Origin of the sequence: Caenibius tardaugens NBRC 16725, assembly GCF_003860345.1 — a bacterium.
In the GTDB taxonomy this organism is placed as follows: Bacteria; Pseudomonadota; Alphaproteobacteria; order Sphingomonadales; family Sphingomonadaceae; genus Caenibius; species Caenibius tardaugens.
The window spans coordinates 4,173,260-4,194,036 of the sequence record NZ_CP034179.1 but is presented as its reverse complement, the minus strand read 5'-3'; the positions used below and the strand labels follow the sequence as shown (position 1 = coordinate 4,194,036).

Here is a 20,777-nt window from a genome sequence, read left to right as displayed (position 1 = left end):
CGAGTCCAACGTCTCTCAAAGTTACCGTTGGGAGTGTTGGTGTCGCCGGCGTTGCAGGAGGCTATTCGTACTATGGGAGTGACAAATGACCGGGCAGAGGTGTTTCGCGACGTTTAGTGCCGAGGTGCCTGATGATTGGGAATTTTCTGAAGCGGGTGAGATTTTGATTCCCGGCGGACGCGGTGTTTGCCTTTTGATTATGCGGCATTTGCAAAATCTCGGTCTTGATGTCTCAGAGCCAAAGCAGCACCAATTTTACGGGTGGGAATTAAAAGGGGAATGGGATGGCAGTCAGTTTTGGTTTTTACTGCAATACCCAGATCCGTGGTTGCTTATCTCAGAAGATAAAACGGGAATAATCGGGTTTTTAAAACCCGAAAGGCCTTCCCTCACCCATCTTCTCCGCAGATTTAATATCGAGATGAGTGACGATGATCACTTCCACAACATTCAATGGTTCGCGAAGAAGTAATATGAAAGCGGAACGTCTCTGGGAGAAAAATCTCCGTAACCCCAGTGGATTTGTCGCATTGATCCACAAATAAATTTTGCAAATTCCAATATTTCATAGGCTTATTTCAAAAGTTAGCGCATCCAATTACTTTGTTTACAGACGCGTAAATGCGCATAAACACCGAAGGCTATCGCCGGAGCGATAGCCTTCAACATTACTCTCAAACCTACCGCAATACCCGTTACTTGCGAATATTCGCGAGCTTTACAACTTTCGCTTCGGGCAGGGGGTTGTCGGTGGCGCCGGCCCAGCGGAGGAGGACGGTGCCTTCGTTGTGCCCGGCCGTGTCGAGCCAGTTGCCGAAGCCCGGGTCCTGTGCGGAGAGCACGAGGATCAGCTTGCCGTCCGGTTCGAGCTTGGCGGTCGTCTTGTTCACCGTGCACTTCACAAAGCGGTAATCGAGCGATTCCATCCACCAGTTATCGACCTGGAAGTTCCAGTAATAACATTCGGGCGGGGTAACCTCGATCACCCAGGCTTCATCAGGCGCCAGGTTCCAATAGGCATGGGCGTAGAAGATATCCGTCGCGCCGCCGCCTTTCTGGAACATCGACTGGTCAATATCGGGGAAGCTGTTGGGCTTTTCCCGGAACAGTTTGGACCAGTCGATAAAGGTGCCCACGATCCCGCGCAGGAAGCTGAGCGTTTCCTTCAATCCCGCGCCAAGCGCCGCAGGATTGAGCGGTTCGGGTGTGGCGGGTCCGCCAATGCGTTCAATCTGGAATTCGCCCGGCTTTTCATTGGCGCGATCCAGATAGCTCTGCCGTACGATCAGCATATTGGCATCGGGTTCAAGACGGAGCCAGTTCTTCGGCTGCGGCGTGCAGGATGCGAAGAGTTCGGCAACGCCGTTTTCATCCCATTCGATATCGCTGTCGATCAGCTTGCCGGTTGCCAGATTGGTCCCATCTTCCTGATAGCGGAACGCATTGGCGAGGATCGAGAAATACGCCATCGTTCCGCGCTTGACGGTAATCTTGTAATCGAACGAGCCGTTAATTCGCGCGTTCCAGTAGACATTGTCGGGATTGTCGGCACCGATCTTCGCCGTCGTGTGGCTGAGCTGATAGAAGAACGGGAAGCTGAAATCCCGCGCTTCGATCTGCTGTTCCAGACCGAGCCGGAGCAGGCGGGTAAGATAGCGATAGCCTTCCGCGCGGTCGATCGGGTTGGCCGGATTGCCGGGATCGAGGATCATGTCACCGATATCGGCCAGTTCCGCGCAGAAATTGCGCCATGCCTCTCCATTCAGGACCGGATCGTTCAGGACCACATCGTTTTCAAGCGTGGCAGTGCTCATATCAGTTCCTTCAAGCTCATTGTCGTTCCTCTCGTATGCGCGGAATCTACATCCCTCTGATTTGATCGGCAAACGCGCAGCCCGCGTAAAAACGGTCAATTGTTCGCCATTGCGCCATCATCTTCGGTTCCGTTGCAGGCTCTGAACCACGGGATCATGCGTTCGATCGCCTGTTCGATCAACGGCGTGGACACGGCGAAGCTGAAACGGATGAAACGGTTGCCGTCCACCGGGTCGAAATCCAGCCCAGGGGCCGTAGCGACCCCGGTTTCCCGCAGCAGGCGCGCACAGAATGCGAGACTGTCGTTCGTCAGGTGGCTGATATCGGCATAAATGTAGAAGGCGCCATCGGGCGGGGCGATCCGTTCCAACCCCATCCGGGGCATCGCGTCGAGCAGGAGATCGCGGTTGCGCGCATAAGTCTGGACATGACCGTCGAGTTCATCGTGGCAGTCAAAGGCGGTTAAGGCCGCGTGCTGGGCGAGTGCCGGGGGCGTCAGAAAGAGATTGCCCATGCGCGCCCGCGCTGGCGCGATGCAGTCGGGCGGGACGATCAACCAGCCAAGCCGCCACCCGGCCATGCTGTAGTATTTGGAGAAGCTGTTTACGATCAGTGCATCGGGTGCATATTCGAGCATGCTGCGCGCCGGATCGCCGAAGCTTAGCCCGTGATAGATTTCGTCGGATATAATGCGGATGCCCCGCTGATGGCAGATATCGGCAATCGCAGCCATTTCATCGTGGGGAATAATCGTGCCGGTGGGATTGGCGGGGCTGGCGACGATCACGCCATCGGGCGGGCTATCCAGTTCCGCGATTGCCCTGGCGGATATCTGGTATCGCTCCGCCGGGCCACAACCGATCTCCACCGGTTCAAGGTAGAGCGCTTTCAGCGTGTTGCGGTAGGCCACGTAACCCGGACGCGCCAGGGCAACGCGGGCCCCCGGTGCGAAGAGGCTGCTCAGAGCCAGAACGAACGCCGGTGAGGCGCCGCATGTCAGCAGCACCTGTTCAGGATCGACCGTCGCCCCATAGCTTTCGTCATAATGCTGGCAAATCCGCTGCTTCAACGCGGTGCTTTCCCAATAGCCCATGGGATCGGTATCCAGCACGCGATGGGCCGCGGCGATGGCGAGGGCAGGGGCCCCGGTGGATGGTTGGCCGAACTCCATATGGATAATGTGGTGCCCTTCGGCGGCGAGATCGTGCGCTACGCGACTGATGGCGATGGCATGAAACGGATCAACATGAGCAATCATGACCCCTAGCTAGGGCGGTGGAGAGGTTTGGACAATGCGGAGCAATCCGCGCCGGGATAACGTGCATCGGCCAGGTCAGGTTCTATGCCGCGACCGGAACGCCAAGTTCTTCGAGCAACCTATCGCGCAATCTGTCGAACTGATCTCCACCAGCCCGCCGGGGATGATCAATGGCGACCCGGCGATCGAACGCAATCTTGCCGTCCTTCAGCACGAGAATGCGATCAGCCAACAGTATGGCTTCCTCGACATCATGGGTTACCAGCAGGGTCGCCGGTCCATGGGTTTCGCACAGATCATGTATCAGACGCTGCATTTTCAGACGGGTGAGGGCGTCCAGCGCGGCAAAGGGTTCGTCCAGCAACAGCAATTTCGGTTCGCGGACGAGGGCACGCGCCAGTGCGGCCCGCTGGGCTTCTCCACCTGATAGCGTCGCTGGCCAGGCATCGATGCGGTGCGCCAGCCCCACCTCGTTCAATGCCGCTTCCGCATGGCCACGCGTCGCCTCTGTGCCATTCAACCCGATGACCACGTTTTTCCAGACCTTCTTTGACTGCACCAGTCGCGGTTCCTGAAACACCACCGTTCGCGCTTCCGGCACCAGCGCCCTGCCTTTGTCCGGGCCGTCCAGTCCGGCAAGGATGCGCAGCAAGGTCGTTTTGCCGCTGCCCGACGCACCGAGCAATGCGACAAATTCCCCGCTGCGGATGGTCAGCTCGAGATTGTCGAGCACTGTGTTGCCCGCGAAGATCCGGGAGACTCCGGCGATATCGACGGCCACGGGTCGCGCGGAAAAATCCTGCACTTCCACAGGTGCCGATAATGGGGTCTTGTAGTGGTGAACCGGCTTGTACGACAGGACATTGGACATGGGATGCTCCTTCCAAGCGAGGTTTAACGGACTGCAATATTGGCACGCCAGGGCATGAAGACGCGTTCGAGCGCGCGGACAATCAGGTCTGCACCAAGGCCAAGAAGCGCATAAATCCCGATGCAGATGAGGATCACATCGACCTGTTGATAGGTCTGCGCGTTGTTGAGCAGATAGCCCAATCCCGCCGAAGCGTTGATCTGTTCGGCTGCGATCAGAACGAGCACGGACACACCCAGCGAAAACCGCAAGCCGGTAAATATCTGCGGCAGGGCAAGAGGCAAAACCACTTCACCAACCAGCCTGTACCCGTTGAGGCCGAAACTGCGCATCGCCTCGATAACTTTTCGATCGACATTGCGCACACCGGCGTAGGCGTTGAGGTACATCGGAAACATGGTGGCCAAGGCGATAAGCAGCAGCTTGGGAAATTCTCCGATGCCAAACCAGACGATAAACAGCGGAACGAGGGCGAGAAAGGGAACGGTGCGCAACATCTGCAGCGAGGCGTCGAACAGTTCTTCCCCGATGCGAGACAGCCCTGCCGCCACCCCCAGGCTCAACCCGAGCACGGCACCGATCGCACCGCCGCCAAGTGCCCGTCCCAGCGAAAGCGCGATCTGCCCGGGCAGGTTCTGTTCCGTCCAAAGCTGGCCGAAACCCTCGGCAAGGGCTGGCGGGGAGGGCAGGATCGAGGGATCGACCCAACCTGCTGTGGTGGCGATCACCCATGCGGCGACAATGCTGAGAGGGCCGATCGCGCGCCGGGCAAGGGAAAGGCGCCCGGACAATCCGCGTTGTTGCTGAACCGCAGGCTCGACCAAAGGCAGGGCCTCGGGAAGAGGCAGGGATGCAAAGGCGTTCATGGGTTGGGCTCCACTTGCGCAACCAGTGCGTTAAAGCGCGGGTCGAAGATTTTGCCTGCATCAAGCCGCACGCGCACCAGACCGATTTTCTGGAACAGGTTGGCTTCCGATTGATGTGCTGCGATGACCGTTTCGTCGATGGGGACGAAAACGGAAGGCGAACGCTCGATGACCGTTTGCGCGAGCTTGGGATCAATCTTGTAGACTTTCGCAAGATACGGTGCCGCTTCGGCGGCGTGCGCATTCTGCCAAAGGTAAGATCGTGTGGCGCGCGTGACGAGATCACCGATCGCCTTGGCTTTTTTCGGATCGGCAAGTGCGGCGTCCGAGGCGACGAGGTAATTGAGGCCTTCCGTGACCGGGGCCGCACCGGTGGCAATGACCCGGACCTTTCCTTCCTCCAGCAAGCGTGTAAGGTGCGGTTCCGCCAGAGTAATAGCATCGGCTGCGCCCTGATCGAGCAGTCCTGAGCCGAAACTTGTCGCCTGTATCGATTTGATATCTTTCAGCGACAGGCCTTCGCGTTCCAGCACGCGGGCAATCATGTAGTGGAGGACCGTCCCGCGCATGTAGGCCACGGATCGCCCCTTCAGGTCTTTTACAGAACGGATCGGAGAGTCCGCTTTGACGACGAGAGCATAGCCATAACCATCGCTGGATGCGGCCTTGCTCACACCAACCACTTTCACGGGACTGCCGGCGGCTTGTGCAAAAATGAGCGGCGTTTCCGCCATCCAGCCCACATCAATCGAACCACCGGTTTGTGCGGCAATAATGGCAGGCCCACCGACGAAATTGGCCCATTTAATGGTATAATCGTCGGGCTTGGCCTGGTTGGCGCTTTCCAGCGTTGTCCGGAAGAATTCCAGTTGATCGCCCACATTGAGGACCGGTTTTCCGCCCTGAGCATCTGGGGTGTTGCCGCATCCGGTCAGCGTGAGAAGGGCGCCTGCTGCTATCGCCCGCAACCAGTGGAAGGGGGGCTTCAACGGGTGGGCCCGCGTCGCGGTTTCGGCATTCAGGATTTGCTGCGCGGTCATGGCCGGTAAAGCGCTCCCTCTGGCAGGATCACGCCCACATCCTGTGCGTACCGTTCCCAGGCATTCTTCAGTTGTGCGAGGCGTCTTGGTTCTTGTGCGCTGAGATCGTTCGTTTCACCGGGATCTTTGGCGATATTGAACAGCTTCCATTGCCCATCGCCAATGTCCGTCACTTTCCAGTCGCCCTGGCGCAACGCCCGCGAACCGAACAGTTCGACGCCATAGGCATCCCTGGGGCTGTAAACGTAACGCGCCTTGCCCTTGAGATAGGAAACCCAGCTCTTGCCGCGGATCGGTTCCACCTTGCGGCCGTCGAACGTGCCCTTGGGCGCCGGAATACCTGCCAGATCGAGAAAGGTGGGCACCACATCGGCCACGGAAAGGAAGGCATTGGCGATAGGGCGCTTGCTACCAACGGCTTTGCCGGTGATGAAGGATACGGCACGGGTGCCGCCTTCGGAGGCATAGGCCTTGTACAGCCAGGACGGTGCCGTTGCGGCCTGTGCCCAACCTGGGCCGTAAGCAACAAAGGAATTGGCGTTACCGCGATTTTCCAGTCGGTTGTCGGTATGTGCTGCGAGAATGCCAAGCTGTTTCGACTGCGCGATGTTTGCGCCTTCCGCACCGTTGTCGGAAAGAAACAGAATAACCGTGTTGTCGTATTCCCCGGTCTCCTTGAGCGTCTGGATCACCCGGCCGACATTCTGGTCAAGCCGGTCGATCATCGCCGCGTAGATTTCCATATCACGGGCGGCCAGTCGCTGTTCTTCCGGTGAAAGCTTGTCCCACGGCGTCTGGGAAGATCCCGTTTCATGCGCCGCGACAGCGGGGTCGAGCAAGCCCAGTGCAATCTGTCGGCGCAGCCTCTGTTGCCGCAGTACATCGTAACCGGCATCGTATTTGCCGTGGTACTTCCCGATTTCTTCGCGTGGCGCCTGAAGCGGCCAGTGCGGTGCCGTATAGGTGAGATAGGCGAAGAACGGCTTTGAACCATCCTTGCCGGCCTTGCTGGTTTTGAGCTGTTCGATCAGCTTGGTGGTGAATGTGTCCGACGAATAGAAGTTGTCGGGCAGCTTCGTTACCAGTTTGCCGTTTTCCCGATATGTCGCGTTGAAACTGGTTGGGGCGGTATTCGTCGTGCTGTTCGGCGCACCAGGAACGAGACTGCCGCCAAAATGGTTATGGCCGCCCTGCAATAGGGTGAAACTGTATTGGAACCCTCGGGCATGGGGGTCTTGTTCAGGTGCGAGACCTAGATGCCATTTGCCGGACTGTAGCGTGCGATACCCTCCTGCGCGCAGGAGTTCGGGCAGAGCCGCCACTTCGGCACGAAGATAACCTTCATGGCCCTGTTTGCCCTTCTGGTTGGGGGCGATCAGTTCGGCCATTGTACCTAATCCGGCACGGTGATTATCCGTCCCTGACAGGAGCATGGAACGCGTTGGCGAGCAGGTTGGCGCCGTGTGAAATGCCGTCAGCTTTGTGCCGCTTGCCGCCAGCTGATCAAGGTTGGGTGTGGCGATTTCACCGCCAAAGGCGCCTATGTCCGAAAAGCCGAGATCATCGGCCACAATGATGAGAAAATTGGGTTTCGCAGGTTCTTCGGCATGGGCCACGCCTGTGAATGCAGCGGTGGTGATAAGGGGCAGAAACAGTCGGCGTATCATGAGGGTCTCCCAGGCAGGAAAGCGGATACGACCACTGCGTGGCGCGTGCAGTGGCCGTATCCGTGGCGAGCCGCGCTTATTCAGCGGCTTCCAATGCGGCTTGCGGTTTTGGGGTTACGACCCGACTTCTGCGACCATCGATGGCAATCGGAACATCGCCAGCGATTGTCGCACGCCGCAACGTGCGGCGTTGCAGACCGAAATCGGCAATGGCCCGGTGCTGGGTGGCGCGATTGTCCCAAATGGCAACATCGTTGGGTCGCCAATGCCAGCGCACCGTATTTTCCGGCTTTGTGATGTGATCCTGAAGGATGCCGAACAGGCGCTGTGAATCCGCCGCATTCAGGCCGACGAAGTTCTTGACGAAATGCCCGACGAGCAGCGCACGTTCGCCAGATACCGGATGCACGCGGACGACCGGGTGTTCGGTTTCGTAAACCGTCGAAGCGAAAATCGCCTTATGCTGCTTGACCCGATCTGCGGGCGCATTGGCGAAGGCCCCAGCATAGTCATAATCGTTCGTGTGCAGCGCCCAGAGATCGTCCACCAGCCGCTTCAGGCCATCGGGCAGTTCCTCATAGGCTGTCACGCCATTGGCCCACAATGTGTCACCGCCGGCTTCCGGCACGTTGATGGCTCTCAGAATGGAAGCCTCGGGATAGGCCGGGACAAAGGTGACATCGGTGTGCCAGCTCGATGCGGCGTAGCCTTCGCGAGAATCCAGATCGAGCAGGAAACGCGACCCTTCGGCAACGGGCACTGTGGGATGCGCCACGGGTTTGCCGAAGCGTTCCGCGAAGGCTTCCTGTCCGGCATCGTCTAAGCGGGATTGATCCCGGAAGAAGATCACCTTGTGGCGGACAAGCGCCGCGCGGATCGCGGCAAGCGTGATATCATCGAGATCGCCGGATAATTCGATCCCGCGGATTTCCGCTCCGATCCGTCCGGCCACTGGCACAATATCCAGCGGGCTATCGGTTTCCCGGGCATTCACAAAATCGTGGGTCAGGACAGTCATGGCAGTTCTCCTTTCGTTGGGATCAGGTCAAAGTTTGGTGCGCAGGGTCACACCCCAGGTGCGTGGGTCGCCGACAAGCGCGGTGATCGATCCCTGCGCGGCGGGGCTGAGTGTCTGGAAATAGTTCTTGTCCGTCAGGTTCTTCACCCAGACCGAAAGATCCCAGCGGGCATCCGCATCGCGGATACCGATACGGGCATTGACCAGCCCGTATCCGGGAACATCGGCATAGCGCGAGTTGCTGGACGATGTGTTGAACGATGATCGGTGCGAATAATCCGCATGGCCATAGAGTTCGATCGAACGGCCCTGCCAATCGCCGATGGGCTGGGCTACGTCGGCTGCCAGCGTGTATGTGAACTTTGGAACGCCGGGCAGCGTTTTGCCGGTCAGATTCTGCACCGCGCCCAGATTCAGATTTTCCGGTGCTTGTGGCGCGTTCGTGTATTTAACGTACTTGGCGTCGGTATAGGCGGCCGAAGCACTGAAATTGAGGAATTTGCTGGGCGCCCAGCTCAGATCGGCGTCGATCCCGCGCGATCTGACTTTGGGAATGTTGGCAATATACTGGATGAAGCGTCCGCTGGTGTTGTCCAGTTCCAGAATGGCGGTCTGGTAATCGTTGATCTCGGTCCAGTACCCGGCAAGATTGAACGTCACGCTGCGGTTGAACAGCTGACTTTTCAGCCCGACTTCGAAGTTGTTGACCGTTTCGGGATCGACTTCGGGCCTTACCCATGCCGGTAGCTGCGTCAGGTTGAGACCACCGGATTTGTTACCCCGTGAATAGCTGCCGTATACAAGTACGTCCGGTGTAACCTTGTAACCCAGGCTGATCAGGCCCGACAGGCTGTTATCGGTGAAACCCGTCGTGTAACTGGTGATCGGCGCATACTGATTGCGGATGCCCAGAGCGGTCGCGGCCTGTATCGGCGTCAGACCGGCAAGGCTGGCGCCATTCACATGGAACTGCTCAAACGTACCCTGCTTCTTCTCATGCGTGTAGCGCAGGCCACCTGTGAGACTGAGTTCAGGCGTGATGTTCCAAGTCGCCTGTCCGAACACGGCGAGGCTTTTGGTTTCCGGGTTGGATGTCGAGTTGGATTCAAATCCATTCAATGCGGCATTGGCCACAACTGCGGGAACCGTTGGCAGGAACCAGTTGGGCGCGGCCGAGCCGTAGCCAACCTTTCCGTAACCGCGAATGATCTGCCAGAAGTAATATCCGCCAATCACCCAGTCGACCGTGTTTTTTCCTGTCGAAGCGAGACGCAGTTCCTGGCTAAATTGCCGCTGGCGATTGGATTGCTGCGCCTTGGTGACGATAGGCAGGGCCGTGCTGTCGCCGTCGTTCGCGGGATTCCAGTCCCACCAGCGATAGGACGTGATGGATGTCAGCGCGACTTTATCCAGCTTCCAGTCAACCTGGCCAGACACGCCATAGCCATCCATGTTCGACTGGTAAGGACTGTCGGAATCCCCAATCCGGTCAAACGGGTTGAGCGAGGCCGGCGTGTAGCCTGCGCGCGTTGTGCGGGCGGTAAAGTTTTCCGGGATTGTCGCCCCGTTGTCGTACTTGTCGAAAACCCCTGCGAAGACATTGAGGATATGATTTTGTTTCTGACGGGAAAAATCCCCAATCAGGCGGATGGAAAGATCCTCGCTCGGCTTGACCAGCAACTGCCCGCGGATGCTGAAGTTGTCGTAATCCTGCGCGCGGGTGTTCTTTGTCGGGTTATAGAGAAAGCCGTCACGATGCGTGTCGGCAACGCTGAGGCGGAACGCTACGCTATCGCCGATCAGCGGTGCGGAAATCGATCCGCGAACCTGATGGTATCCATAGTCCCCAATCGTGGCCTCGCCGGAAAATTCCGGATCGAAGCTCGGCGCCCGAGAGGTAATGTTGATCGCTCCCGACGTGGTGTTCTTGCCGAACAGTGTGCCTTGCGGACCGCGCAGAACCTCGATTTGTTGTAGATCGACCAGATCGAACTGCGATTGACCGACCCGCCCGTAATAAACGTTGTCGATATATATCCCGACACCGTTTTCCAGACCGTCGTTCGTCAGCGCCACGTTTGAACCGAGGCCGCGAATGTTGATATTGGTGTTGCGCGGATTGAAGCTGAAGACTTGCAGCGTCGGAACCTGATGCTGAATTTGCGACAGGGTGTAATCGCCGCGCCGTTCGAGCGCTTCCGCGCTCAGGGCGGTGATTGCGATGGGTACGTCCTGAATGTTTTCTTCGCGTCGGCGCGATGCTGTCACAACAATGGCGGCATCGAGAACGGTGCTGGCCGAAGCAGCATCATCCTGCACGATATCAACGCTTTGCGCCGTATCTTCGGCAGCGTGCGCGGACGCAGGCCATGCGAGAAGGGTAGCGCACCCGGCCAGCAATAGCCTTGCGCGATATCTTGCGCGACTGTTCGCCTGATCGGGGGCAATTGGTGCCAAATCGGAAATTCTGTTCGTTTTCATCGTTGAACCCTGAACCTTGTGCGGCGGCGATGTGCGATGGGCATGGCGATGCCTGAGGCGCAAAGGTGGACTGCGCGGATCGCGACCGGCAGAAACAATGCGCGCTGACAAGCATGGACATGCCGCGCCAGTTGACCTCGCGCCTTCTGTCTAAAATGCGTGCTTCAAAATAACGGGCGCAGTCCTGCGATGAGGATCTGCCATGTCCGGTGCCCGCAAGGGCATCCGTGGCAACCGCCCTGTTCTAGTTAACCCTGGGCATTCGCATCGTATCACCTCATACAGTGTTGAGGGGAACACGGTGCTTGGCGTGGCCGCCTCAGCATCGCGCGCTTTAGCCGTTGGTAACGCGGAGCAAGCTGCTTCCCTATCAAAAGCCGCGGGTCCCTGATCATGATTGCGGGCCGGAACCAAACCTCGCTTTCGAAACTCAACCTATCCAGTAGGGATATGGCGGTCAAGTGAAGTTTCTCTTTCAATTGGTCAAGATAAAGCAGGTGCTGCACCTGACGTGGATGTTTGGGCTGTCGCGTCTCCAAGTGAAGCGAGGGTTGCAACATAATATCTATATTATACATCAATCTAGATAAATATTTCGTCAGGGATTCGGCGCCGCATGGATGATCAATGGGCTTATCGGCTGAAGGCCTTGAACGGCAATTGACATTGAATTCCCTACTTATATGATGGGCAATTGAGGCGAGCGTTGAACGCTCCAGAATCGCCTCGTGGCCTATCGCGTTCAGAGCCGTGGCCACCGCCAGTCGACAGCGACAGCACCCCAGATCATCAGGCCGCGCGCAGTCTCCTGAATCCGCGTGCGGTCTCCAGTCTCGCGATATCGCTCCGCCATGCAGAGGAGATCATCATGAACGCCTTGCCCAAATTCACGATCCCCGCTCACGCAACGTTCGACACGCTGGAGGTCATCCGGCTGGAGGCCAATGTGGGTGCCGAAATCAGGGGCCTCGATTTGCGAGTGCCGCCAACAGAAGTCGTCGCCACCCTGCTGCGCGATCTCCTCTGGCGGCATCAGGTGCTGTTTTTCCGGGACACGGGGCTGGATGATTCCGGGCAATCGGCAGTGGCGCGGGTGTTTGGCCCCCCTGTGGCGGACAGCATCGCCAGGCGTCGTGGCGTTAAGGACGAGGAGGTCACGCCGATGCACAGCGGGCCTTATGCAAATGCCTATTACGGCACGCCTTGGCATGCCGATGCGACCTATCTCGAAAAGCCTTATCTTGCGTCCGTTCTACGCAGCGTGATCGCGCCAGAGCTTGGGGGTGACACAATATATGCGAGCGGGATTTCCGCATATGAGGCGCTTCCAAAGGATGTGAAGCGGCAGATCGAAGGGCTGACGGCTATTCATCGACCGAATGGCAAGGCTTACAAGCTGATCGAAGACAAGGCCGATCTCGACGATTACCTGAAGCAATATTGCGGCGTGGTGCATCCAATCGTTACGACACATCCCTACAGCGGGAAGAAGGTGCTCTACGTCAACGAAGGGTTCACGCATGAGATCGTGGGCCTGCCCGAGGATGAAGGCAAGGATCTGCTGGAATACCTTGTCCGGCGTTTTTACGAGCCGGAGCATCAGGTGCGTTTCAAATGGCAAACCGGATCGTTGGCGATCTGGGACAATCGCGCTGTTCAGCACAAGGGGATCGCCGATTACGGATATGCGCGACGCGAACTCGTCCGTGTTGTCGCGGGCGGGGATCGCCCGATAGCGGCTTGAGGGGGCGATGGGCGGAAGACCAGACATTCCGTCCATCGTTAAACGTGGCGGGTGCGTTGCCCGGCCTGCGCGCCCGCCACACATTGCAATCGGTCGGAACGCATCTCAGCATTGCCGCAAGGGCCTCGCTAGAGGAACCGCACAGCCAGAATCGCGGCAGCGATAAGGGAACTGCCGCCCCATAGCGCACGCACAAGTGCGCGCGACGCCTGATTTTGCGCGCGTAGCGCGACGGAATCGGAAGGCGGTGTATCGGACAGACGCTTCGCCGCCGCTCTGACCAGCTGCGGCGCGCTATCGCCGATTTTGGCGAGTTCCCAAACCAGCGCGCGCAAGATCGGTTGCCAGTGATCCGGCCCCAGTCTTGCGGCGGCAAGGCGGATGGTAGAGCGCTGTATCGCGGCGGACAGGTCGAATTCCGGCTCGATCCGCATCAATACGCCGTCCATTGTCACCAGTGCCTTGAAAATCAGGATAAGGTCTGGCGGCATGACCAGACCGCGTTCGCGCAGCAGCGGCATGAAATCGGCCATCAAGGCGCTGAGAATCAGCCCATGCCCACCATGCCGTGCAATCAGGCCTTCGGCAGCCAGGCGAACGGCATCGGGCGATGCATCCCCACCTGCGGCCCATGCCATCAGCACATCGGCGAGGGCATCGCTGTCGCTCGACAGCAATGCTTGCGTGAAACTGACGAATTCCTCGCGTCGGCGTGGGCTGACATGGCCGACAAGGCCAAGATCGAGCAAAGCCAGACGATTACCTTCGAGGCAGCGGAGATTGCCGGGGTGTGGGTCTGCATGGAAACGGCCGTTGATCAGGACCATGTCCAGCACAACGTCCGCCCCCAGCGACGCGATCGCAACTGTATCGATACCTGCAGCGCGCAAAACATCACCGCTCAGCGGGGCAATACCGTCGATATAGTCCATGACCAGCAGGGCTTCCGATGTATGCGACCAGTGGATGCAAGGAACCACGACGCGGGAATCCCGTGCAAAATCGGCGCGGAGTGTGTCTGCATTGCGCGCTTCCACGGTAAAATCGAGTTCCTGCAGCAGCGCTTCCGACAATTGCGTGATCATGGCGGCCGGTCGGAAATGGCGCAGATCGGCGCTGGCCCGCTCGGCAACGGCGGCCAGTTCGGTCAGAATCCTGAGGTCGGCCTCCATACGTGGGCGGATATCGGGGCGTCGAACCTTGACGACCACGTCTTCGCCGCTTGCCAGACGCGCGCGATGGACCTGCGCCATCGATGCGGCAGCCAGCGGTTCTTCTTCAAATTGCGCGAAAGCGGAGGTGACCGGTTCGCCCAGGGCCTGTTCGACGGCAGACCTAAGCAGTGCAAAAGGGAGCGTTGGCGCATCGCTCTGCAATAGCTCAAGCTCGGCAATCCATTTCGGGCCAAGCAGATCGGTTCGGGTGGCAAGGATCTGACCGAATTTTATGTAGGTGGGGCCGAGTTCTTCCAGGGCGCGCCGCAGCCGACGGGGGGCGTTGGGAGAATCCAGCTCGTCATCAGTGCCGCTTGTGCCAAGGCCGAGCCTCGCCCCCAGATAGCCAAGACCATGGCGCGAAAGAGTCGCGCCGAGTTCTGCCAGACGCGCCCGATCGCGCGCGGCCATTCTGAGCGTAGCCAGCATGATCCGCAGATAGGGAGTCTTCGTGCGCATTACGAGGGCGGCAAATTGTCACGCCCATACGATACAGGTTGGAAAATGGCCCGTATTCTGGAATACCTCTTGAATCCTGAGCTTAACTGTGATTCTTTCAACTTCGTGACCAAATCCGAAACCTTGATCCGTTCGCCACGCGAAAAACTCGTTCAGGGTCTTGCCTTGGCCGTTCTCCTTTTGCTTGGCGGGCTTGCCTTTGCGGGGCCCAGCGGTGTCCTGGCATGGAGCGAGAACCTGAAGCTTCTGGAACAGCGGAATGCCCATATCGCGAATCTGAAGGCCGATCGCGACGAGCTCAAGAATCGTGTTGGGCTGCTCGATCCCAAGCATGCGGACCCCGATCTTGTCGGTGAACTTCTGCGCCGCAACCTCAATGTCGCGCATCCAGACGAAGTGGTCATAAAGCTCGATTGATGGGCTTTGGTGGCGGGCAGCCACTGGCGTTTTTTCGGTTATTTAATTGGTTTGCAGGGTTACTGGCCGTTGCGTCTGAGCCTTGCTTCGGCCTATATCCCAAGCTTCACGTTCGGGCTGCAATCGGCCCGTCGTTTGTTGAGAAGGGACAGGGATTTTGGCCAAGCCTGCCGCAAGTTCTGGCAACGGTACTAGAAAAACCGCAAGCAAGAAATCTGCTGCGCCTGCGGATGACAATTTTGCTCTCCACAGCCTTCAGGAAGAGCATGCGAAGGACAAACGGTATCACGCCACTGATGAGGAACTGCTCCATTTCTATGAGCAGATGCTTCTTATCCGTCGGTTTGAAGAACGTGCGGGCCAGCTCTACGGCCTTGGTCTGATCGGCGGGTTCTGTCACCTCTACATCGGGCAGGAAGCTGTCGCGGTGGGCATTCAGTCCGCGCTGGAAGCAGGCAAGGACAGTGTTATTACCGGCTATCGCGATCATGGCCATATGCTGGCCTACGGGATCGATCCGAAGATCATCATGGCAGAACTGACCGGGCGCGAAGCTGGCATCAGCCGGGGCAAGGGCGGCTCGATGCATATGTTTTCGACCGAACATGCGTTCTACGGCGGGCATGGCATCGTGGGCGCGCAGGTTCCGCTGGGGGCTGGTCTCGCATTCGCGCATCAGTATCGTGGGGATGGGGGTGTCTGTATCGCCTATTTTGGCGATGGCGCCGCCAATCAGGGCCAGGTTTATGAGACCTTCAACATGGCCAGTTTGTGGAAGCTCCCGATCATTTTCGTGATCGAGAACAACCAGTATGCCATGGGCACATCGGTTCAGCGCAGCTCGGCCGAAACGGAATTCTATCGTCGCGGTACGGCATTCCGCATTCCGGGCATGGATGTGAATGGCATGGATGTGCTGGAAGTGCGCCAGGCCACCGAAATCGCGCTCCAGCACGTGCGGGGCGGCAATGGCCCGGTGTTGATGGAACTCAACACCTATCGTTATCGCGGGCACTCCATGTCCGATCCCGCCAAGTATCGCACACGCGAAGAAGTGCAGGACGTACGCGAGCACAATGACTCTATCGAACGCGCCAAGCAGGATCTGCTCGAGCGCGGAATTTCAGAGGATACCTTGAAGGACATCGACAAACGCATCCGCGCAGAAGTGACCGATGCAGCGGATTTTGCTGAAAATTCACCCGAACCGGCACCGTCCGAGCTTTACACCGATGTTGTGGTGGAGAGCTACTGATGGCGATCGAACTGAAAATGCCCGCGCTTTCGCCGACAATGGAAGAGGGAACCCTGTCTCGCTGGCTGGTCAAGGAAGGCGATGCGGTTCGCTCAGGCGATATTATCGCCGAGATCGAAACCGACAAGGCAACCATGGAATTCGAAGCGGTTGACGAAGGCACTGTCGGACAGATTCTCGTGCCTGAAGGTTCCGAGAATGTGAAGGTTGGAACGGTAATCGCCACATTGGCGGGCGAGGGTGAAGAAGCGCCTGCTCCCGTTCCGGCTGTTGCGCCTTCGAAGGGTGAAGAGGCGGAGGCGCCTGCCGCACCTGCGGCCAAGGTGGAACGCCCGGCAACAAAAGCCCACGAAAGCGATCCCGCAATCCCTGCGGGCACAAATATGGTCACTGCCACCGTGCGCGAGGCTTTGCGCGACGCGATGGCGGAAGAAATGCGCCGCGACGAACGCGTATTCGTTATGGGTGAAGAAGTTGCCCAGTATCAGGGTGCCTACAAGGTCACGCAGGGGCTGCTCGATGAATTTGGCCCCAAGCGGGTGATCGACACGCCTATTACGGAATATGGCTTTGCTGGCATCGGCAGCGGCGCGGCGATGGGTGGTCTGCGCCCAATCGTGGAATTCATGACATTCAATTTCGCCATGCAGGCGATTGACCACATCATCAATTCCGCCGCGAAGACCAATTATATGTCCGGCGGTCAGATGCGTTGTCCGGTGGTGTTCCGTGGCCCTAACGGCGCAGCGAGCCGCGTCGGCGCGCAGCATAGTCAGAACTATGGCCCATGGTACGCACATGTTCCCGGGTTGATCGTGATTGCACCCTACGACGCATCGGATGCGAAAGGCCTGCTGAAAGCGGCGATCCGCAGCGACGATCCGGTGGTCTTCCTCGAAAACGAACTGGTTTATGGACGCAGCTTCGAACTCGCACAACTTGACGATCACGTCCTGCCGATCGGCAAGGCCCGGATCGTGCGGGAAGGGACCGACGTGACAATCGTCTCCTATTCAATCGGCGTGGGTTATGCGCTGGAAGCCGCGGAAAAGCTGGCAGAGGAAGGGGTCGATGCAGAAGTGCTCGATCTGCGCACCTTGCGGCCGCTTGATCGGGAAGCGATTCTGACCAGTCTGGCCAAGACGAACCGCGTGGTTGTTGCCGAAGAAGGCTGGCCGCAGTGTTCGATTGCGTCAGAAGTGGCGGCAATCTGCATGGAGGATGGTTTCGACGATCTCGATGCGCCGGTTCTGCGCGTCTGCAACGAGGATGTGCCGCTGCCCTATGCGGCAAATCTCGAGAAACTGGCGCTGATCGATGCGGACAAGATCGCGGAGGCGGTGCGGAAAGTCTGTTATCGCTGATCCGATGGCATCAATTGCACGTGGCGGGCGTGATACCTGACGAGGTGTAAATTCTCGTCAGATCACGGTCGTCACGGACATACATGGCCGCTGTCTTACGGATCGGCACGTCGGGAAGCAGTCGGCCAAAGGCAAGCGGCTGATAGTCGTAAACGACTTCGGCGAACATGATGGCATAGCCGGCTTCGGCGCGAACGCGCTTGCTGCTTGGGCCCATGCCGGGGAAGCCGTTCCCTGTCGCCCCGTCACCTTCCACACCATAGCTGGACGTGTAGGGGGCTTCACCCCAGCAGCGCTGCCAGTGCAGCCATTGTCCGCCACCGCTGTTGGTTTCGAGGCTGGAAATGATCATCCGCCCGTGCTTCTCGAAATCCAGCCCGCGTGCCTGGCTTGCCGCACCCTGAAATGCCTGATCGATATCGTATTCGCGAATACGCGGCGAACCACCGACAAACTCTTCCTTGAAGCGCGAGGTGTTGTCCGCGAGCGAAATGGCCAACTGGCTCATCCGCATATGCGTGACAGTGTAATTGGCCAGTTCAAAACCGCCCAATCCCAGTACAAGCAGTATCGGCAGGCTGAACGCGAACTCGATCAGGGCAAGGCCTGACCGGTCTCGAAGCAATTGCTTCATGTGATCGCGAAAGGTGATGGCTTTTGTGGTCATGTGGCTGCCGGACAAATCTTGGTGACGGTACGCGTGCCCTGCGTGGCATAGGGCTGGTTCCGCAACGTGGTTGAAGCCGCAATCGTCCCTTCCTGGCTTCGGCCAAGAAACTTCCAGAGCGGGAACAGGTGATCGTAATTCACTTCGACTGTGTAGAGCACGATGTCCTTGGCACCGCCGATCCCGGCCTGTCCTCGGTCATCCCACTTGTCGTTGTCGTTTCCGTCAAAGAAGCATTCGTCCTCGTCGTACTCCCCATTACTGTTGGAATCGACGTAATCCTCTTCCTCGCCAACATCACCAAATTCCCAATAATTCAGTCGTTTGAATGTCAGTTTTCCTGAAGGAATGACATTCTTGACCTGTTCTTCGACAAAGGCATCGATATCGACAACATTGTCCGGACCGCTTTCAAGGCCGGCGTTGCGGCCCGCAGCCTGGAGCGCTCCTTCGAGCACAGAGCGGATATAGACCCCGTGTGCGATGTCGAAGATCCCCATCAGCATCATGAAGAATACCGGGGCGACAAAGCCGAACTCGACCAGTGTCGCCCCATCTTGTGATGCACGCAGCTTGCGCAGAAGCCGGTTCATGCGCCGAGCCTCAAGTCCGCAACCTGCGAGGCGATAAACTTGAACGCATTGCGCAGTTCCGTTGTATTACCCGCTTCGTAATGCCGCCCGCTAGTGGCGCATTTCTTCAGATCATCGGTCAGTTCGGTGGCGAATGTGACCACATACACGACATAGCCTGCATTTTCCGCTGCACGACATGCAGCGAGAAAGCGTTTCGTGTGAATATCTGCCAAAGTGGTGTTGCTGGCATTCACTGCTCCGATGCGATTGTCGCTAATCTCCACGCCATAGGCGGTATAGCGTTCCCTATTTGGCTCCATCTTCCCGTCAGTCAGGAAGATAAGATGGCGGCTGACGTTGCGTGGATCATCGGCGTTGACGTTTTCTTCGAAGATGCCGTTGGGGCTGCCGAGGCGGCCGCCCCAGATCATCCCAATATCGTGATAGGTGTTGCCGACGGCGACCAGCTTGTTGTCAAGATAGTCAGCCAGCCAGTCGGGAACTTCGGTTTTGTTCGCCACTTTCAGATCAATGGTCTGAAACTGCTTCATCACGGCCGGGCAGGAGTTGGAGGATGCGGTACCGCTATCGGACGATGTGACATTGGCACTGCGAAAGTAGCTCAGGCCCGGCCAGATAGGATGCCAGCGCGTTGCATCGCTATCGGCGTCCCCGTTGATGTCGAGGTCGAACGCGTTCGCAGGAACGGGGTCGAAGCTATTCGTCCGCACCGTATCCCGTTCTTCAATACACCCATTCCAAGATGACTTGGATATGTCAGATGTGGCCATGTCTGGAATGGGCATCTTACCAAGCTGCTCGACATTGTACTCGCCGCTCGCGTTGATATCCCTCTTGGCGATATATGATCCCGATATAGTCGAGTTACTATTGACTTTATAAGGGGAGAGGCTTGTTGCGATTCTGACGGCCGCTCTTGTCCGATAAGCAGATGTATTGACCAATTCCTGCCGATACACCCACTTCTGGAAATAGTATACGCGATCATATTTTATAGTATATTTATCAATTGTCTTTGTGCATTTGCTAGCATTGCTGTCCCAAGCGTATTTTGTTATAGTTGTTGCTTCCCATATCTGCCCTGATGGATCCGTATTGCTGTTGTCGGTCGCAGTGGATGTGCCGCCAGTTGCATTGTTACATTTCGACTTCGTATTATAGGACGAAGTTACGTTTTCATTTGTGGTCGTGGTGCTTGTGCGGCTTACTTCAACCTTCTTTTCATTGGTCTTGTCGAATTTGCCTACACGTGTCTGATAGCGGGTGCTCTCAGTGAATGCTGTGGTAGGCAGGGCCCCCGTTGTAATCAGCTCGGTTGCGTTCACAGTGGTTGAATACGGCACGAACGCATAACGCACGCGCGTTTCTTCCTCGAGCACGGCTTCTGCAACCGTCTTGTGAAAGTCACGTACAGCGGCGCGAAGCGAGGAAATTTTCGAACCCGGCTGTTCCACGCTGGTGCTGGGGCAGTTGCCGGTCGGAGCGCAGTTCATCGAACCGGTCGAGTCCAGCACGAACATCACGTCGACGTTGGCAAGCTGCAGTTCCGCCATGCAATTCACACTGAGCGCGAACTGATCTTTGCCGAACACATACATCACGGCTGTCGGGACATCGGCCTCGGCCGCACCCGTCACCTGTCCTTCATCGTTGTCATCCGTTTCAAAGGATATGTTCGATGCGCTGACAGAAGCACCGTTGAAGTTGAAGTTGAACATCGAGTCCGCCTTGGCGCGCTCGCTTGTGCCGTATTCGCCACTTTTTGCCATCGCGCGACGGCCAGCAAGAACGCCTGCGTCGCAAGCGGCCTGGAGTTCTGTTTTCGCCATGTAGGCCCGGCTGACGTCGACGCCGCCACCGATAATCGCCATCATCGGCACAAGGGCTGCGGCAACAATAGCCAGCGTGTTCCCCGCGCGATCGCGTAACAGCCTTGCAAACAGGCCTTGCCAACATGCATCCCGGTGTCTCATCGGGTCATCCTTGATACTAATCCCCGATGATTTCTTTAAAACTAATGGGTTAATCGATGCCTAACTCGCTTA

At 57.8% G+C, this 20,777-nt stretch carries 17 protein-coding genes; 5 read left to right on the top strand and 12 right to left on the bottom strand.

Annotated elements, in window-relative coordinates; genetic code table 11:
* Nucleotides 1-85 precede the first annotated feature (85 nt).
* Entirely contained in the window at nucleotides 86-472 is a 387-nt protein-coding gene (locus tag EGO55_RS19810) for a hypothetical protein (protein WP_021691751.1), read from the top strand.
* A gap of 223 nt (nucleotides 473-695) precedes the next feature.
* On the opposite strand, the gene EGO55_RS19805 is transcribed toward EGO55_RS19810, so the two are convergent.
* The 8 genes from EGO55_RS19805 to EGO55_RS19770 all read right to left on the bottom strand — a co-directional run bounded on the left by EGO55_RS19805 (nucleotide 696) and on the right by EGO55_RS19770 (nucleotide 10,854).
* The gene (locus EGO55_RS19805; protein ID WP_021691752.1) at nucleotides 696-1,814 is read right to left on the bottom strand and encodes a hypothetical protein; all 1,119 of its coding nucleotides are present in this window, start codon (nucleotides 1,812-1,814) and stop codon (nucleotides 696-698) included.
* A gap of 95 nt (nucleotides 1,815-1,909) precedes the next feature.
* Complete coding sequence (locus tag EGO55_RS19800; protein WP_021691753.1) at nucleotides 1,910-3,073, bottom strand: aminotransferase class I/II-fold pyridoxal phosphate-dependent enzyme; 1,164 nt, start codon at nucleotides 3,071-3,073, stop codon at nucleotides 1,910-1,912.
* An 82-nt stretch (nucleotides 3,074-3,155) separates the two neighbouring features.
* Nucleotides 3,156-3,944, bottom strand: coding sequence for an ABC transporter ATP-binding protein (locus EGO55_RS19795; protein ID WP_021691754.1), 789 nt, complete (start codon nucleotides 3,942-3,944; stop codon nucleotides 3,156-3,158).
* Nucleotides 3,945-3,967: 23 nt separating this feature from the next.
* Nucleotides 3,968-4,810, bottom strand: a complete 843-nt coding sequence (locus EGO55_RS19790; RefSeq protein WP_021691755.1) for an ABC transporter permease — start codon at nucleotides 4,808-4,810, stop codon at nucleotides 3,968-3,970.
* Nucleotides 4,807-5,850, bottom strand: coding sequence for an ABC transporter substrate-binding protein (locus EGO55_RS19785; RefSeq protein ID WP_021691756.1), 1,044 nt, complete (start codon nucleotides 5,848-5,850; stop codon nucleotides 4,807-4,809). The genes EGO55_RS19790 and EGO55_RS19785 overlap by 4 nt, the downstream gene beginning before the upstream one ends.
* A complete protein-coding gene (locus EGO55_RS19780; protein ID WP_021691757.1) occupies nucleotides 5,847-7,517 on the bottom strand; it encodes an arylsulfatase in 1,671 nt (556 codons plus the stop codon). The genes EGO55_RS19785 and EGO55_RS19780 overlap by 4 nt, the downstream gene beginning before the upstream one ends.
* Nucleotides 7,518-7,593: 76 nt before the next feature.
* The gene (locus EGO55_RS19775) at nucleotides 7,594-8,535 is read right to left on the bottom strand and encodes a TauD/TfdA dioxygenase family protein (RefSeq protein WP_021691758.1); all 942 of its coding nucleotides are present in this window, start codon (nucleotides 8,533-8,535) and stop codon (nucleotides 7,594-7,596) included.
* A gap of 27 nt (nucleotides 8,536-8,562) precedes the next feature.
* Entirely contained in the window at nucleotides 8,563-10,854 is a 2,292-nt protein-coding gene (locus EGO55_RS19770; RefSeq protein ID WP_210766592.1) for a TonB-dependent receptor, read from the bottom strand.
* Nucleotides 10,855-11,884: 1,030 nt separating this feature from the next.
* Here EGO55_RS19770 and EGO55_RS19765 point away from each other — a divergent pair.
* Nucleotides 11,885-12,760 (top strand): TauD/TfdA dioxygenase family protein, encoded by an 876-nt coding sequence (locus EGO55_RS19765; RefSeq protein WP_021691761.1) that lies wholly within the window; start codon nucleotides 11,885-11,887, stop codon nucleotides 12,758-12,760.
* A 128-nt stretch (nucleotides 12,761-12,888) separates the two neighbouring features.
* On the opposite strand, the gene EGO55_RS19760 is transcribed toward EGO55_RS19765, so the two are convergent.
* Nucleotides 12,889-14,433 carry an ABC1 kinase family protein gene (locus EGO55_RS19760; RefSeq protein ID WP_021691762.1) on the bottom strand — a complete coding sequence of 515 codons (1,545 nt, stop codon included), beginning with the start codon at nucleotides 14,431-14,433 and terminating at the stop codon, nucleotides 12,889-12,891.
* Between the two features lie 45 nt (nucleotides 14,434-14,478).
* Between EGO55_RS19760 and EGO55_RS19755 the strand changes: the two genes are divergently transcribed.
* The 3 genes from EGO55_RS19755 to EGO55_RS19745 all read left to right on the top strand — a co-directional run bounded on the left by EGO55_RS19755 (nucleotide 14,479) and on the right by EGO55_RS19745 (nucleotide 17,469).
* Complete coding sequence (locus EGO55_RS19755) at nucleotides 14,479-14,850, top strand: FtsB family cell division protein (protein WP_021691763.1); 372 nt, start codon at nucleotides 14,479-14,481, stop codon at nucleotides 14,848-14,850.
* Nucleotides 14,851-15,007: 157 nt separating this feature from the next.
* Nucleotides 15,008-16,105, top strand: a complete 1,098-nt coding sequence (gene pdhA / locus EGO55_RS19750) for a pyruvate dehydrogenase (acetyl-transferring) E1 component subunit alpha (protein ID WP_021691764.1) — start codon at nucleotides 15,008-15,010, stop codon at nucleotides 16,103-16,105.
* Nucleotides 16,105-17,469, top strand: coding sequence for a pyruvate dehydrogenase complex E1 component subunit beta (locus EGO55_RS19745; protein WP_021691765.1), 1,365 nt, complete (start codon nucleotides 16,105-16,107; stop codon nucleotides 17,467-17,469). Before pdhA ends, EGO55_RS19745 begins: the two co-directional genes overlap by 1 nt.
* 10 nt (nucleotides 17,470-17,479) lie before the next feature.
* Here EGO55_RS19745 and EGO55_RS19740 read toward each other — a convergent pair whose 3' ends face one another.
* The 3 genes from EGO55_RS19740 to EGO55_RS19730 are packed head-to-tail and all read right to left on the bottom strand — an operon-like array spanning nucleotide 17,480 to nucleotide 20,705.
* Complete coding sequence (locus EGO55_RS19740; RefSeq protein WP_021691766.1) at nucleotides 17,480-18,136, bottom strand: TadE/TadG family type IV pilus assembly protein; 657 nt, start codon at nucleotides 18,134-18,136, stop codon at nucleotides 17,480-17,482.
* The gene (locus EGO55_RS19735; protein ID WP_021691767.1) at nucleotides 18,133-18,729 is read right to left on the bottom strand and encodes a TadE/TadG family type IV pilus assembly protein; all 597 of its coding nucleotides are present in this window, start codon (nucleotides 18,727-18,729) and stop codon (nucleotides 18,133-18,135) included. Before EGO55_RS19735 ends, EGO55_RS19740 begins: the two co-directional genes overlap by 4 nt.
* Nucleotides 18,726-20,705 carry a TadE/TadG family type IV pilus assembly protein gene (locus EGO55_RS19730; protein WP_021691768.1) on the bottom strand — a complete coding sequence of 660 codons (1,980 nt, stop codon included), beginning with the start codon at nucleotides 20,703-20,705 and terminating at the stop codon, nucleotides 18,726-18,728. Before EGO55_RS19730 ends, EGO55_RS19735 begins: the two co-directional genes overlap by 4 nt.
* Nucleotides 20,706-20,777 lie beyond the last annotated feature (72 nt).